The following is a 12,430-nucleotide window of genomic DNA, read 5'->3' as shown; positions in this document are numbered from 1 at the left end:
GCGACACCTTCGGCCGGCCGGCCGCCGAGACGGCGAACTTCCAGCGGTTTTCTCTGAGCCAGGCGATTTGCTTGCTGGGGATCTGGCGATCCGTCAGATCGGCGATCTCGGCAGGCTTCAGGAATCCTGTTGTGCTACTCATGAGGCGATTCGTCAAGCAGCGTGCAACGCACGACGGAGCGCGAGCCGGTGAGATAGCCGTCCTCCATCAGGATCCGCATGACCGGCAGGAAATCCGGCATGTGCTCCAAGATGAAGTCCTTTCTTTCGGCAATACGGGCCGTTTCGGCGCTGCTCAGGTCTGCTGCCGGCGCTGGCGTTATCGCGGTCGGTGCCTGGGCTACGGGCCGGCCCTTGGCTGATGCGTATGAGGTCACCGCAGACGGTCCATTGTGATGTGGATCGATGCCATCAGCTCGGCGTCGATCACGACGAGGCCTTTGTCCTGGGCGGACGCGGCCAGTGCCTTGACCCTGTCCTTGATGGCCAGGATCTCTTGGCGATCGGCTTCGCGCTTTTTTGCCTCGGCGCACGGCTCGGCACGGCCATCGCGCAGCCACGGATCATCACCGCACCAGTTGAGGCAGTCGCAGGCCGGCTTCTCGGTGGTCACTTTGGACCCTCCAGAAGGTTGCACCAGTAGATGACGCGCAGCGTGCAGGGCATACCATCCCAGTAATGCCATTGGTTGTCTTCGTGGTATCCCATGGTGGCCTCGACGTCGCCGCCGATGATGATCATCACGGTGGCGCTGTCCTCGGGCAGCAGCTGGGCGGCGTCTGTCCAGGTGACGGTTTCGGTCATGGATTTTTCGTGGGCGCTCATGAGAACAAGTCCGGCGTATGCGCGCAGCGCGGGGTCGGGATTGCCTCGCCGGCGGGAACGAAGGCGGTGCAGCAGGGCTGGCCGTCCTTGCCGTATTGCCATTCGACCGGGTATTCCGGCTCGTCGACGTCGTAGCAGAAGGTGTTGGCGATGATGTCGCAGCGCTCGTTGTCGTCGCACTCGTCGAGGTCGATGCCTTCGCGCATGGATTTGTCGCGCTGGCACTTGCAGCACCAGGCGTTGAAGAAGAACTCGCCTTCTGTGCCGTTGCTGGGGCGGTATTTCTTGCCGGCGTTGGGCGCGTTCATTTCCGCCAGCGTTGCAGGGTGGATGCCGTAGGTCATGGCTGTACTCCCGGGATGTCGAAGAAACCCAGGCGGCCCTTGACGGGGACGAAGGGCATGGGCGTGGGGTTGCGCAGCAGGAAGCCGTAGTCGCCGACGAACCAGCGGGAGTCCGAACGATCGACGCAATCGACGATATCGACGGCACCAAGGACGCCGCCGCGGGCAAACTTGTCGAAATCGGCGACGGTGGGCAGTACCGGGTGGGTGGGCAGGCACTCGCGCATGAACTCGATCGCCTCTTCCCACTCGGCGCGTGTTCCCCCTTTGGAGGCGTGGATCAGGCAGCGCCCGCGAAACGGGGTTTTCCAGTCGCGGTTTTCGATGTCCTTGTAGCCGGCCACGATCAGCCAGGCCCAGGGTTGGCGGATGGAGAGGGCGATCATGCTGCACCGCCTTCCGCTCTTGTATTCCACATATCAGCAACCTGCTCAGGTGTTATATCCGGAACATCGGGAACGCAGACGCTGATCTCTGCGGAGCAATGGCGGCAATAAACAGCAACTTCCCGAGATATTTTTCCGCTCACGAACTCCCGGAAAGACTGGTTTGAGTCCAGTTCCGCCTCTCCTCCGCAGAATGGACAAGATTTAAGACGGATCACGCCACACCTCCCTGCGCCACAGACAGCGCTATCGCCATCGGCTGCACCCAGATCGGTTGCGAGGACAGCAGGAAAGTTTCGCCGGACCAGGCGAGCAGCAGAGTCTGGTACATCGTCGAGGCGATGGCTTCGGCGGCGGCTGGGGGGACGGCGTTGCCGATGCGTTCGCGCCAGTCGCTGTCGTTGAGGCCGTCGAGTTCGAGGTATTCCTCGGGCTCGATGATCGACTGCAGGGCGGCCAGTTCCAGCGTGGTGAATGGGCGGTGCCAGGTGCCATCGAGGGCGCGGATGACGGTGACCAGCTTGTCGGTGGCGGCCGGCTGGCGGTGGTCGGCGACCGACCAGCGGCCGTTGTCGTGGCAGGCGGCCGAGGCGACGGCGCCGCTGGTGTCTTCCCAGCGCTGCACGCCGTAGTGGCCGCCGGTCTGGTAGTGGTCGCCAGAGGACGGGATGCCGTTCGGGCGCGGGTCGGCGATGGCATAGGCGCCTTGCCCGGTGGTGCTACCGGAAATGACTGCACCGGATGGGCTTTCCCATGGGGTGACCAGGTATTTCCCGAAGCCTTCGCCTTCACGGCGAGGATCGGCCACGCACTGTCCGCTGCCGTGGGCGCTGGTGACGGCCATGGCGTTGCGGTCGTAGGGCACGATCCGGAATTCGTTGCTGTGCTTGGCTGGCCCGGGGTGGCGCGGGTCCGCAACGCTGAACGTCCCTTGCCCGGGCGACTTCACATTGATCACCGCGCCGGCCGTGTCTTCCATCCGCATCACGCCGTACTGCGAGTATTCCAGCGCGCCGGCCGGTGCTCGCGGGTCGGCGATCGAGAAGGCGCCGTTGCTCGGCGTCGAGCGGCCCTGCACGGTGCCGCTGGTGTCTTCCCAGCGCTGCACGCCGAGGTAGCCGTGGTGGTATTCCGGCACGATCAGGAAATCGCGCAGGTAGCCGTCTTCGACGTGCAGACGGTTCAGGCTGCGCCAGTCGCTGCCGGCTTCGACGAAGGCCAGCCGGACCCACGTTTTCCACTGCAGGTTCGGGATGCGGTGCATCGGGCCGCCGGCCGGGTCGCCGGGCAGCGGCATGCGATCGAGCACGGTGCCGACGGCCTGCAGGCGCTTCTTCGGCGGTTCGTAGAGGAAGGGCGGGACCTTCTCGGTGTGTCGGGCGACGAGCAGGAAGCGCTTGCGGCTCTGGGCCAGGCCGCCGAGTTCGCCGCAGTCGTGCGTCGTCTCGTTGACCGCGTAGCCGTAGGCGCGCAGCAGCGCGACGATCTGGTCGAGCAGGTGGCGGCCGCGGGTGGCGATGCGCGGCACGTTTTCAAAGACGATCAGGCTGGGCAGATCGTCCTTGAAGGCTTCGAGCATCAGCCAGATGCCGCGCAGCGTCAGGCGGTTGAGCGCCTGGTATTTGTCCGTCTTGCTGCGCGTCTCGTTGAGCAGTCCGGAGAAGCCCTTGCACGGCGCCGACAGGAAGACGATGTGCGGGAACTCGTAGCCGGCGGCGCGGCGGATGTCATCCGGCGTCGCTTCGCGCCACCCGGCAGGCGGTTCCTTGCCATGGAAGGCGATGTACTGGTCGCGGTCGAAGAGATCGAGCGTCGTGGCCTCGACGCCGACCAGGCGCTTGAAGTCCCGGTTGGCGGCGGCATCGACGTCGACCGAGCCGATGCAGCGCGGCTTGGCGACCAGGTTGCCGACCCGGGCGCTGCCCCGCTGGAAGCCCTTGGCGCCGGCGCCGATGGCCCCGAACAGGCAGAAGGTACGGATCTCGCGGAGGTCGGGCGGGTTTTTGAGGAAGGCGTCGCGGGCGGTCATTCGGCACCGCCGTTCAGCGTCCCGCATTCTTTGGCGTACAGGATATATGCCTGAACCTTCGCCTTCTTTCTCTCGATCGCGTGGGTATCGGTCGAGCGTTGCAGCGCGCCGGTTTCTTCAAGCAGTTCGACAATGGCGAGCATGTCGTGGAATTCCTGGCTGATCCGCTGTGAGTTGCTGTGCGGCTGGCCATCCTGGATTTCTGCAAGGCCGAAGCGCAATGCCTTGCTGACGCGATGGGCTACCTCGGCCGCTTCTTCGGCTAGGCAGCACAAAAGGTGTTCGGTGCGGTTCATGATTTTCTCCCGAAGCGGGCGACCATCCACGGGTGGATGACCATCGAGACAAGGATGCCGACCGGGCCGCCCAGGCAGTAGGCGGCGACTTCCAGCCAGCCGGTGGGGCCGGGCATGGTTTTGAGGACGACGATGTTGGCCGTGCTGATGCCGAGGCTGGTGACGGCGGCGAGCAGCTTGTGGCCGCCGTTGACGTTGAGGCTCTGCAGGCCGAGGAAGAGCACCAGGAAGAACGTGGCGGCGAAGAGGGCGAGGGCGGTCATGCCGCTCTCCTCAGCCCGAGGTCATCGAGGGCGATGGCGATCATTTCGTCTTGCACTGCCGATTTTCGGATCCAGACCGGGCAGGCGAAGTACAAGGCGCGGCAGCGGGCGATGACCGCATGAGCGCGGTCGATGTCGGCAGTGTCGAGCAGCATGCCGGCGGCGAGGCGGTTGGCAATCCGGCGAAGGAAGGCGAGGTCGGGGACCGTCTCGCCCATGCGGCGGGCGATGCGTTCCCAGCAGTCGCACCAGCCCTGGACGGCCGGCGCGATTTCGCACCAGCCGTCCCAGTCGCGCATCACCGGGGTGGCGCCTTCGATGTCGACTTCGCCCTGGTCGAGCGAGGCGAGCAGCTGGTCGATGGGGGCAAAGGCCTTGTGCATGTCGGCCACGCCGGGGCTGTTGGGGACGATCGGCAGGGCCGCTTCGAGAGCCAGCGCGAGCGGCCGGCGGGAGAGGTTAGCGGGCATGGCTGTTGAACCTCCAGTCGGCGCGGACGCTGATGTCGGGGCCGCTGGCCAGGTCGATGCCGAACCAGTTAGCTGTCGGCGCGTCGTCGGCGATCGCGGTGATTCCGAGGCGGATGCCTTCGAGGATCGAGGCGGCCTGGACGACCGGCTTTTCGCGCGGGTCACGGATCGCCGCGAAGCGGTCGCCGATGGTTTCGAGCTGGCAGACGGTGCTGAGCAGCGTGGCGTCCGGAATGGTGGCGGCCAGGATGAAGCCCAGCCGGATCGCTTCGAGGATGGCGGCGGCCCGGGCGACGGTGAACCAGCGCTTGTCGCCGGCCGCTTCGAAGCGGTCGCCGATGGCTTGCAGCTCGGTGACCAGGGCGGCGATTTTGGCGCCGGGGACGGGGGTGCATTGACGGGACATGGTTCAGTCCTCCAAATCGATAGAGATTCCTTGCCCGTAGGACGAGGAGAGGATTTCCGTAACGCCTTCAACCTCGCGCAGCGCTGGTGGGGCATCTACCAGATCATCGATGGCGACGAATACGGTGGCGTCTTGCGGCTGCTGCTGGAGCAGGGAAATCAGTTCAAGGACGGTCACCGTGCGGCCCTCGCTTTCTTCTCCAGCTTCCAGTCCTTGATCAAGCGCTCGAACAGTTCGCCGCCGTTCTCGAAGAACTGGTGCGGTTCGCGATGCAGTTCCTGGCAGAGGCGCATGCAGTTCAAAGCGTGCTCGAAGTTGGCGGCGTCGAGGCACTTGAGGTCGGAGACGTCGAACTTGACGCGGTTGCCGTTGTACATGCTGGCGAGCAGGGTGGCGAAGACGCGGGCGCCGCTGGTGTCGTGCTTGAGCGCCCAGTTGAGCGCGATCTCCATCGACTTCAGGCAGTCGGTCAGATTCGCATTACGGGCGGCCTCGGCCTTCTCCCAGGTTTCGCTCTGCATGAAAGCGAGCAGCTTCGGGTATTCGCTGCGCTGGACGGTGACTTCCAGCGTGATCATGCGGTCGTCGCTGGGCTTGTCTTCCAGCGGGATGATCTTGATGTTGTCGCTCATGCCGCCACCTCGGCGGTGGCTTCGGCGATTTCCATGGCGATGGTCATGAACTGGCTGTCGCGGTCGCCATGGTTCAAGAAGTGAGCGATGCATTCCAAAAAAATGCGCATTTCGTGGTCACCGAAGCGCTCGATCATCGGGCGAAGCGGGACGGGATGCCCGCTATAGAGGCTCAGGACAAAGCGTTGAAGGTAGGCGCCGGCCGGCGTGCTGTCCATGATCTCTCTGCGATAGCGGAGGAACGGGCTGACCTGCTTGTGCTCGCCGGCGAGCGCCTTGGTGCATTCCTGCAGGCGGTCGAAGGCGGCGATAACCGTATTGGTCTGGTTCGGCGTGGAGAAGGCGTCGACGAATGCGGCAGTCATAGTGCCGTCGTCTATCAGTTGCTGGATGGCCTGGGCAGCAACCACGAGCTGCTGCACAGGGCGTTGCGGGAGTACGGTAAAGCACATGGTGGATCTCCTTTTTGGTGCTACGGGGTAGGGCGGTTAATCGGTTGATGGGCGGCCGGTCGGCTTCTCGCGCTGGAATACCCAGCACTTGATCGAGCTTTTGGTGATTGCGGAGCTGACCGTTTTGTAGTCAACGAACTTGCGGGTCCGGCTGGTGCGCAGCATCTTTTTGAGTTCGGACATTTCCGGGATCTGCTGCCGGTGGTTTTCGGCCTTCTGAACGAAGTCGTTCAGGTTGATGGCGATCAGATCGTCCTTCAGGCTGTGGTTGAGCACGTCGCCGGCGGACTTGGCCTCGATGTAGTCGAAGATTTCCCAGAATTCCTGGACGCGCGGGTGGTCGGCGTTGATCGCCTGCTGGCGCTCTTCGGCCATGGCGACGATTTCTTCCATTACCGCGCTGTGCGCTTCATCGCTGAACTTGACGACGTGGCGCAGCGCATCGACCAGCGCCATCAACTGGGCGTGGTTGTGGATGATCCGCTGCTGCTTGATGTTGGCGTTGTCGTCGAGGACCTTGACGTAGATCGGGTGGCGCTCGGCGACCGTCTGCATGATCGCGGCCTCGGCCCGGGTGGCGAGCAGGATGAACTGGCTGCATTTCTTGACCGGGTAGCTGGCCAGCCGCTTGAACAGGGCGCGGCTTTCGTCGGTTGGCTGCTTGGCTTCGAGCCAGACATGCATCAGGCGTTGCATGAACGCATCGCTGGCGCTGACGGTGGCGTTCTGGCTGATGACGATGGCGCCGCGGAAAGGCGGCTCGCGGGTGTCGTTGCCGGTGTTCTTGACGCCGGTGCTGCGCACGCTGCGGCCGTTGAAGGCGGTCTTCAGTTCGTCCCAGTCGAAGCCCTTCTGCTTGTTCTTGTCGCCTTCGCCGCTGTCGCGGTCGGACTCGATCAGCACGATGGGCAGATTGGCGACCTGGGCGAAGTTGCGGGCGCGGGCGGCGATGGTCGCCTTCTGCGGGTCGAAGCCTTCGTAAGCGGTGCGGCCGCAGAGCTTCCAGAGGAACTCGATCAGCGTGGACTTGCCGCTGTTGGGCTCGCCGACGATCTCGATAAAGGGGAATGATTCGAGCTGTTCGCGGATCTGCTCGGCGAACAGGCTACCCAGCCAGAAGGCGAGGGAGACGATGCCTTTTTCGCGGAAGCACTGCCAGATCAGCTTCGACCATTCCGGGTCGTAGTCCTTGAAGTCCGGGTTGATGGACAAGGCGACCGACTTGTTGAGGCTCTTGATGGTCAGCTTGCCGATGTCGAAGAAGTCTTCATCGTTGAGGTCATAGACGCGGCCGTCCTTGACGGCGATATCGTCGAACACCCAGGCGCCGTGGTCCTTGCTGTAGCCGATGTAGTCGATGGTCTGGACCGTCTTCAGGCCGAACATCTGCTTTTGCAGCCAGAGGTCGAGGTGGAAGGCGCTGCCGGTATAGAGCGCGCCGGGGGCCATCGAGAGCAGGCGCTTCTTGAATTCGCTGCTGCTGGATAGCTGGCTGCCGGTAAAGGTGTTCTTGACCGGCGGGCCGTCGTGCGGGAAATCGATCCGCACGTAGTACCAGGATTCGTCGGTCAGCAGGTTGGCCTGGTAGTAAAGGGCGGTCGGCCGGCAGTTGGCGATTTCCTTGATCGAGCGCGAGGCTTCCAGAGCCATGTTCTTGATCTGCTCCGGATCGATGCCGCTGCCGCTCTTTTCTTCGGTGATCTTCTTGTATTCGGCGTTGTATTTGACGGCGTCGTATTCAAACCAGTAGAGCCGGTTGTCGAAGTCGAAATAGAACATCGACCACTCTTTGCGCTTGTACATCAGCAAGGACTTTTCGGCGGCGCTCTTGGCCGTCAGCAGGCTGCCCCAGTAGCGGTATTCGGCGATGTCTTCCGGATTCAGGCGGTCGGCCTGGTGCTGGTCATTCCAGTCGTATTTCGTCTTGCCCTTGCTGCGGATCAGCACACAGGAAGATTTCCAGCCTTCCTTCTCGCTGCGTTCCTTGAATTTACGGGCGTAGGTGGTACCCGCCTTGCCATCGTCGAGCGCCCACACCAATTTCGGGCGGTCCTTTTCGGCGGCTTCGCAGCTTTCGATGACGGCCTGCAGGAACAGGTGCGGGTAGTTGCTGCAGGACATTGCCGAGGCTGCGTAGATGCCGTGATGCAGCAGCGCGATGCTGTTGAAGATGCCCTCGACGATCCAGATTTCGTCATCTGGCATCTGCATCTGCGGGCACCAGGCCATGCCGGCATATTTGCTGCCGGCGTTGAAGTGGGCCTTCTTGTTGCCGAATCGGCTCGGTTGGTCGATCAGACGTTCCCAGTAGATTTCCTTACTGAGCGCAAAGCGGACGGTGGCCGAGCCGATCTTCAGCTTCGGGTCGTAGTAGCTTTCCTGGGTGTATTGGCCGGCGATCAGGTCGAGATCGAAGCCGCGGGCGCTTTGCAGGTAGGCATCGGCCGCGGCGTTCGGGGCTTCCGGTGTCTTGACGTAGCGGTCGCCCCAGTTGTCGAACAGTTCCGGGTACTGTTCCTTGACGTGGATCTCGGCGCCGCACTTCTCCTTCCGGCCGCAGCGGAGCACCCAGGGGTGTTCCTTGCTGGTGAACAATTCCTTCTTGTTGCAGCGCGGGCAGGTGCCGCCCTGCAGCCAGTCGCCTTTGCTCTTTGCGACATCGAAAGCAAAGTCGCGCTCGATCAGCGGCAGCAGCTCGCGGTAGAGATCGTCTTTCATTTGACCCCGGCGCAGCGGCAGACCAGGGAGCGCAAGGCGGCGGCGTCAACCCGCGAGCCGAGCCAGACCGGGCGGACATCCGTCTTGCGGAACAGGGTATGCCGGCCACCCTTGGTGACCACGAACATGCCGTGTTCAACGGCGATGATGACGGCTTCCTTGTATTGCTGCTGCGGTGTGTGGGTGCGTGCCATTTTGAAAATTCCGGGTAAAAAAAGGCCTCCGCGCTGGAAATCCAGAGCGTTGCGGGTACTGCGTCGAGGGGTGGCTAGGCGGTCAGCCGGTGGCCAGGCGGGGCGGTGGGTGGTCCATGCCAAGCTCCAGTTGCGCGGACCCGGCCTTATTGGCGACCGGTGACCGGGGCGAAACGGGGATGTACACCTTGGGGTTGGGGGTCATGCTCGGCGCGATAGTGCGGACGGCGCTGATCTGGGCGACCCAGGTGTGGGCGCACTCAATGTTGTTGCACTGGACGGACGCTTCCCGCGTGATTTCCGAGAAGGTGCGGCTGCTGCGGATGGTGGCATCGCTGCCGCAGTGAGGGCATTTCAGGCGCATGACGACTTCCTTCGCTTGATGATCCGCGAGATCAGGCCGCGCATCCGCTTGATGGCGGCGCCGGCCAGGTTGAGCTTGGCCTCGGCATGTTCGGCTTCGTCCCCATGGACGCCGTCGAGCAGTTGCGAGGTGGCAACGGTGGCGTCGGCCGTATGGGTGACGATTGTCCGGAAGTGCTCGGCGATTTCTTCCGGCGTCGGCTCGATGTCGCCGTCAATGACGGTGGTGACGGCGAGGCAGACCGGCTGCAGCAGGTCGTTGACCAGCAGCACGCGGCGGTCTTCCGGAATGGCGGCGAGGACGGACAGGATGAAGTTGAAGGGGAGGAGGTTCTTGTCTTTGCTGCGGTCATCGAGCCAACGGAAGACGCGGTCGGCATTGACCCGCATGCGCTCGAAGGTATCGACGGTCGGCGGCTCGAAGGTGATGCCGGTGAAGATCGGGCCGCCGATGCGGCCATGGGCCTGGACGATCAAGTCGGCGACCGTCTCGCGGGACCAGCGGTTTTCCCGGCGCCAGGCTTCAACATGATCGCTGACGATGGCTATCGGGCTGGGGTGCGTTGCGCGCTGCATGACCATGGTCTCCGCTCCCCTTATTCTTTTGAAAAGGCGGCGGGGGAAGCGGATGCCTCCCCGCCGGTAAAGTCTGCCGCCAGGGGGGAAGCAGCAGAGGAGGGGAAGACGAGCGGCAGGCCCTTGAGGAAGGCTTCGCGGGCCAGGAAGGACATGGATACGTTGGAAGCCCGGGCGGCCGTTTCCGCCTGTTCCCGCTCGTCCGGCATCAGACGGAGCGCGATGGGCTTCTTGCTATTTAGTCCGTCGGGGTTGCGCTTGGTGGGTTCCATGTAGATGATTCGTGCTTCATTAGTTAGTGTTACACATTGTATGGAAGAAAACGTCCATGTCAACATCGCATATAGACGAAATTGTAAGTTTTCGTGCCCGACTCATTGAGGAGAGAAAGCGGCTGGGGTTCTCCAACCAGACGGAATTCGCCCATCAGATCGGTATCAGCGGGAAAACCTACAACCATTACGAGACAGGTAGAAGCGAGCCCGGCCTTACCGAGCTGATGAAGATTGGAGAGAAAGGTGCAGACCTCTGCTACCTGATGACCGGGCGGCGTACTGCCTTGCATGAACAGACGGTCAAGGCGCATGCCCAGCATGTCCTGGCGCTGGTAGACACCATCGTTGCGGCCGAGCTGGACCAGGAGGAAGCCGAGATCATCGGTGCCCTGGCCCGCAGGCTCGGCAGCTAGCCGAGGATTTCGTCGAGCAGGTTAACTACCCGGACAGCCTGGGCGTGGATGGTCGAGAAGGTCGCCGCCATCCGCTTTTCCTCTCCACCCCCGCCGTGTCTTGCGACGGACAACTCGGCGTACAAGACGGCGAGATTTTCCAGTGTGCCGGCGATGTCATCGGCCGCCATGCGGGCGTCGTTGAGAATGCGGTCCAGTTTGACCAGTCGGCTATCGTTCATCGTGCGCTCCTTATGCAAATTGAAAATGGAACGGAAATATCAATGTCATGGAGTGCGGTGACCAAGGCACTAATCGATGTTTTTGCGATGACCGGCAGATAGCTGGTTCGGCCGTTCTGACGGACTTTGGCAGTGAAGCGCTGGGTGGTGCTATGATTCAACACGTTGATTCCTCACTTTTCGTAGGGTGGGTTTCCGACAATGGCCTCAAGGTGTTAGCGCGCCTTGAGGCCTTTCTTTTTGGGCTGCTGACGAACATCATATTTGCCAGCGTTCAGAAAATCGCGTGGTTAAAATCGACAAAAAGGCAGGTCATTTCAGCGCCGGCAGCCCATCGCTTTGCTATACGCCAGGAAGATCGGGCTGCTGAATGGTTCGCCCGATGCTCTCAAGTGGCGGACATGGGACGCCGAGCATGCGGGCCAACTGGCGGGCCTGCGGGTATAGCGCATTGCGCATGCCAGCCTCGGTTTCGTTCTTGAGGTTGCGAAGGGTGCTCTGGTACAGCTTTATTGCCGAGAAGCGCTGCGGAACCGTCATCGGGCGAACATCGAGTGGCGCGATCCGACCTTCCAGCACATCCAGCGCCCAGGCCCGGAAAGCCTTCGCCTTTTCGGTACGGGCGAGCATGCCGAGCAGGTAGCATCCCCGCGGCGAGAAAATCCTCACCGGCTGAATGCCGCCGGCCGTCGGCAGGTCAATGACTTGCGTCATGTCGTCGGTGAATTCGTCGGCGTTACGGTCGTACAAATTCTGAATATCCGCTGAAGGGTTTTTGTACCCAAGGGCACTTGCAACTTGCAAGCCCCTTAGCCACGGAACTTGGTGGATATCCACCACGTCAAGCTCGGTATTTTCGAAAACGAGAACGTTGGCGCTAGTCATGGTTGGGCTCCTTCTTCTGCTCTTCAAGGCGGCGCGATTCGTCAAGGCGCACGAGAATTTCGGCGTTAATGCTTCGGTGATTGTCCACTGCGCGGTGAGCAATCCAATCCCTTAGATCGCCGTTTAGACGAAGGGTGAAATTGACCGTGTCGGGTTTAATAGTTGGCATTTGTGCCCTCCTGTTGTGCCTTTACAGTAAAGGCAGTGCCTTCACTGTAGAGTCATAGGTTTATGAAGTCAACACCACGATGGAGGCAATGTATAGAATGCGCTAATGGCCCAGCTATCAAACCAAGACGACTTCATTAAGACGGCGCTTCGCTTGCCGCGCGATCTACACGCCGCGGTGCAGAATTCTGCCGCGAAGCTAAATCGTTCGATGAACGCCGAAATCATCGCTCGACTGGAGAGTAGCTTCCAGGCCGAAAAGCTTGGACTGCGCGGCGATCTGCTTGAAGCGATGGCGATGCAGTCGATGCTGATCTGCGTTCTTTACGCGACCATCGATAAGTCACGCCTGAGTGATCCTGAGCGCCAGATGTTCGAGACGATCGTCCGACACGCACAGAAGGTGACGGACAACACCCTATTCAGCGACGATCCGAACGGCCCGCCAGTGATCGTCGGACAACTTCCCCCTGGCGTGTTGGTGGGGACCAAAGACGATCTACAGAAACCATAG

The 12,430-nt window shown here is 62.0% G+C and carries 24 protein-coding genes and 1 pseudogene; 2 read left to right on the top strand and 23 right to left on the bottom strand.

Annotated features, from left to right (window positions below):
* Nucleotides 1-4 precede the first annotated feature (4 nt).
* From KI611_RS22200 to KI611_RS14690, 20 genes and pseudogenes are all read right to left on the bottom strand, one after another.
* Nucleotides 5-142 (bottom strand): annotated as a pseudogene (locus KI611_RS22200) (DUF4224 domain-containing protein); the annotation flags it as partial.
* Entirely contained in the window at nucleotides 135-377 is a 243-nt protein-coding gene (locus KI611_RS14780) for a hypothetical protein (RefSeq protein WP_226416419.1), read from the bottom strand. The pseudogene KI611_RS22200 and the gene KI611_RS14780, both read right to left, overlap by 8 nt.
* Nucleotides 374-613: a hypothetical protein gene (locus KI611_RS14775; protein ID WP_226416418.1), complete on the bottom strand. Its 240-nt coding sequence runs from the start codon at nucleotides 611-613 to the stop codon at nucleotides 374-376. Before KI611_RS14775 ends, KI611_RS14780 begins: the two co-directional genes overlap by 4 nt.
* Entirely contained in the window at nucleotides 610-825 is a 216-nt protein-coding gene (locus tag KI611_RS14770; RefSeq protein ID WP_226416417.1) for a hypothetical protein, read from the bottom strand. The genes KI611_RS14775 and KI611_RS14770 overlap by 4 nt, the downstream gene beginning before the upstream one ends.
* Nucleotides 822-1,169: a hypothetical protein gene (locus KI611_RS14765; RefSeq protein ID WP_226416416.1), complete on the bottom strand. Its 348-nt coding sequence runs from the start codon at nucleotides 1,167-1,169 to the stop codon at nucleotides 822-824. The genes KI611_RS14770 and KI611_RS14765 overlap by 4 nt, the downstream gene beginning before the upstream one ends.
* Nucleotides 1,166-1,555, bottom strand: a complete 390-nt coding sequence (locus KI611_RS14760) for an ASCH domain-containing protein (RefSeq protein ID WP_226416415.1) — start codon at nucleotides 1,553-1,555, stop codon at nucleotides 1,166-1,168. The genes KI611_RS14765 and KI611_RS14760 overlap by 4 nt, the downstream gene beginning before the upstream one ends.
* Nucleotides 1,552-1,773 (bottom strand): Lar family restriction alleviation protein, encoded by a 222-nt coding sequence (locus KI611_RS22195; RefSeq protein ID WP_226416414.1) that lies wholly within the window; start codon nucleotides 1,771-1,773, stop codon nucleotides 1,552-1,554. The genes KI611_RS14760 and KI611_RS22195 overlap by 4 nt, the downstream gene beginning before the upstream one ends.
* The gene (locus KI611_RS14750) at nucleotides 1,770-3,584 is read right to left on the bottom strand and encodes a DNA cytosine methyltransferase (RefSeq protein ID WP_226416413.1); all 1,815 of its coding nucleotides are present in this window, start codon (nucleotides 3,582-3,584) and stop codon (nucleotides 1,770-1,772) included. The genes KI611_RS22195 and KI611_RS14750 overlap by 4 nt, the downstream gene beginning before the upstream one ends.
* Nucleotides 3,581-3,880 carry a hypothetical protein gene (locus tag KI611_RS14745; RefSeq protein WP_226416412.1) on the bottom strand — a complete coding sequence of 100 codons (300 nt, stop codon included), beginning with the start codon at nucleotides 3,878-3,880 and terminating at the stop codon, nucleotides 3,581-3,583. The genes KI611_RS14750 and KI611_RS14745 overlap by 4 nt, the downstream gene beginning before the upstream one ends.
* Nucleotides 3,877-4,143 (bottom strand): hypothetical protein, encoded by a 267-nt coding sequence (locus KI611_RS14740; RefSeq protein ID WP_226416411.1) that lies wholly within the window; start codon nucleotides 4,141-4,143, stop codon nucleotides 3,877-3,879. The genes KI611_RS14745 and KI611_RS14740 overlap by 4 nt, the downstream gene beginning before the upstream one ends.
* Nucleotides 4,140-4,613: a hypothetical protein gene (locus KI611_RS14735; RefSeq protein WP_226416410.1), complete on the bottom strand. Its 474-nt coding sequence runs from the start codon at nucleotides 4,611-4,613 to the stop codon at nucleotides 4,140-4,142. The genes KI611_RS14740 and KI611_RS14735 overlap by 4 nt, the downstream gene beginning before the upstream one ends.
* Entirely contained in the window at nucleotides 4,603-5,019 is a 417-nt protein-coding gene (locus KI611_RS14730; RefSeq protein WP_226416409.1) for a hypothetical protein, read from the bottom strand. The genes KI611_RS14735 and KI611_RS14730 overlap by 11 nt, the downstream gene beginning before the upstream one ends.
* 3 nt (nucleotides 5,020-5,022) lie before the next feature.
* Nucleotides 5,023-5,196, bottom strand: coding sequence for a hypothetical protein (locus KI611_RS14725; protein ID WP_226416408.1), 174 nt, complete (start codon nucleotides 5,194-5,196; stop codon nucleotides 5,023-5,025).
* On the bottom strand, nucleotides 5,193-5,651 hold the full coding sequence (locus KI611_RS14720; protein ID WP_226416407.1) for a hypothetical protein: 459 nt from the start codon (nucleotides 5,649-5,651) through the stop codon (nucleotides 5,193-5,195). The genes KI611_RS14725 and KI611_RS14720 overlap by 4 nt, the downstream gene beginning before the upstream one ends.
* On the bottom strand, nucleotides 5,648-6,103 hold the full coding sequence (locus tag KI611_RS14715) for a hypothetical protein (RefSeq protein WP_226416406.1): 456 nt from the start codon (nucleotides 6,101-6,103) through the stop codon (nucleotides 5,648-5,650). Before KI611_RS14715 ends, KI611_RS14720 begins: the two co-directional genes overlap by 4 nt.
* 36 nt (nucleotides 6,104-6,139) lie before the next feature.
* A complete protein-coding gene (locus KI611_RS14710) occupies nucleotides 6,140-8,821 on the bottom strand; it encodes a toprim domain-containing protein (RefSeq protein ID WP_226416405.1) in 2,682 nt (893 codons plus the stop codon).
* Nucleotides 8,818-9,015, bottom strand: a complete 198-nt coding sequence (locus KI611_RS14705; protein ID WP_226416404.1) for a hypothetical protein — start codon at nucleotides 9,013-9,015, stop codon at nucleotides 8,818-8,820. The genes KI611_RS14710 and KI611_RS14705 overlap by 4 nt, the downstream gene beginning before the upstream one ends.
* Before the next feature lie 82 nt (nucleotides 9,016-9,097).
* On the bottom strand, nucleotides 9,098-9,379 hold the full coding sequence (locus KI611_RS14700) for an ogr/Delta-like zinc finger family protein (RefSeq protein ID WP_226416403.1): 282 nt from the start codon (nucleotides 9,377-9,379) through the stop codon (nucleotides 9,098-9,100).
* Nucleotides 9,370-9,954 carry a hypothetical protein gene (locus KI611_RS14695; RefSeq protein WP_226416402.1) on the bottom strand — a complete coding sequence of 195 codons (585 nt, stop codon included), beginning with the start codon at nucleotides 9,952-9,954 and terminating at the stop codon, nucleotides 9,370-9,372. The genes KI611_RS14700 and KI611_RS14695 overlap by 10 nt, the downstream gene beginning before the upstream one ends.
* Before the next feature lie 20 nt (nucleotides 9,955-9,974).
* On the bottom strand, nucleotides 9,975-10,226 hold the full coding sequence (locus KI611_RS14690) for a hypothetical protein (protein WP_226416401.1): 252 nt from the start codon (nucleotides 10,224-10,226) through the stop codon (nucleotides 9,975-9,977).
* 56 nt (nucleotides 10,227-10,282) lie between these two features.
* Between KI611_RS14690 and KI611_RS14685 the strand changes: the two genes are divergently transcribed.
* Nucleotides 10,283-10,642 (top strand): helix-turn-helix transcriptional regulator, encoded by a 360-nt coding sequence (locus tag KI611_RS14685; protein WP_226416400.1) that lies wholly within the window; start codon nucleotides 10,283-10,285, stop codon nucleotides 10,640-10,642.
* Here KI611_RS14685 and KI611_RS14680 read toward each other — a convergent pair.
* The 3 genes from KI611_RS14680 to KI611_RS14670 all read right to left on the bottom strand — a co-directional run bounded on the left by KI611_RS14680 (nucleotide 10,639) and on the right by KI611_RS14670 (nucleotide 11,917).
* Nucleotides 10,639-10,863 (bottom strand): hypothetical protein, encoded by a 225-nt coding sequence (locus tag KI611_RS14680; protein WP_226416399.1) that lies wholly within the window; start codon nucleotides 10,861-10,863, stop codon nucleotides 10,639-10,641. The two genes, KI611_RS14685 and KI611_RS14680, sit on opposite strands and share 4 nt — an antisense overlap.
* Before the next feature lie 342 nt (nucleotides 10,864-11,205).
* The gene (locus tag KI611_RS14675; protein WP_226416398.1) at nucleotides 11,206-11,748 is read right to left on the bottom strand and encodes a Bro-N domain-containing protein; all 543 of its coding nucleotides are present in this window, start codon (nucleotides 11,746-11,748) and stop codon (nucleotides 11,206-11,208) included.
* Entirely contained in the window at nucleotides 11,741-11,917 is a 177-nt protein-coding gene (locus tag KI611_RS14670) for an Arc family DNA-binding protein (protein WP_226416397.1), read from the bottom strand. Before KI611_RS14670 ends, KI611_RS14675 begins: the two co-directional genes overlap by 8 nt.
* A gap of 105 nt (nucleotides 11,918-12,022) precedes the next feature.
* Here KI611_RS14670 and KI611_RS14665 point away from each other — a divergent pair, with 105 nt between their 5' ends.
* Nucleotides 12,023-12,430 (top strand): Arc family DNA-binding protein, encoded by a 408-nt coding sequence (locus KI611_RS14665; RefSeq protein WP_226416396.1) that lies wholly within the window; start codon nucleotides 12,023-12,025, stop codon nucleotides 12,428-12,430.

It is taken from the genome of Dechloromonas denitrificans (assembly GCF_020510685.1).
In the GTDB taxonomy this organism is placed as follows: Bacteria; Pseudomonadota; Gammaproteobacteria; order Burkholderiales; family Rhodocyclaceae; genus Azonexus; species Azonexus denitrificans_A.
The sequence above is the reverse complement of the archived record's forward strand: the minus strand, read 5'-3'. Positions and strand labels throughout refer to the sequence as shown.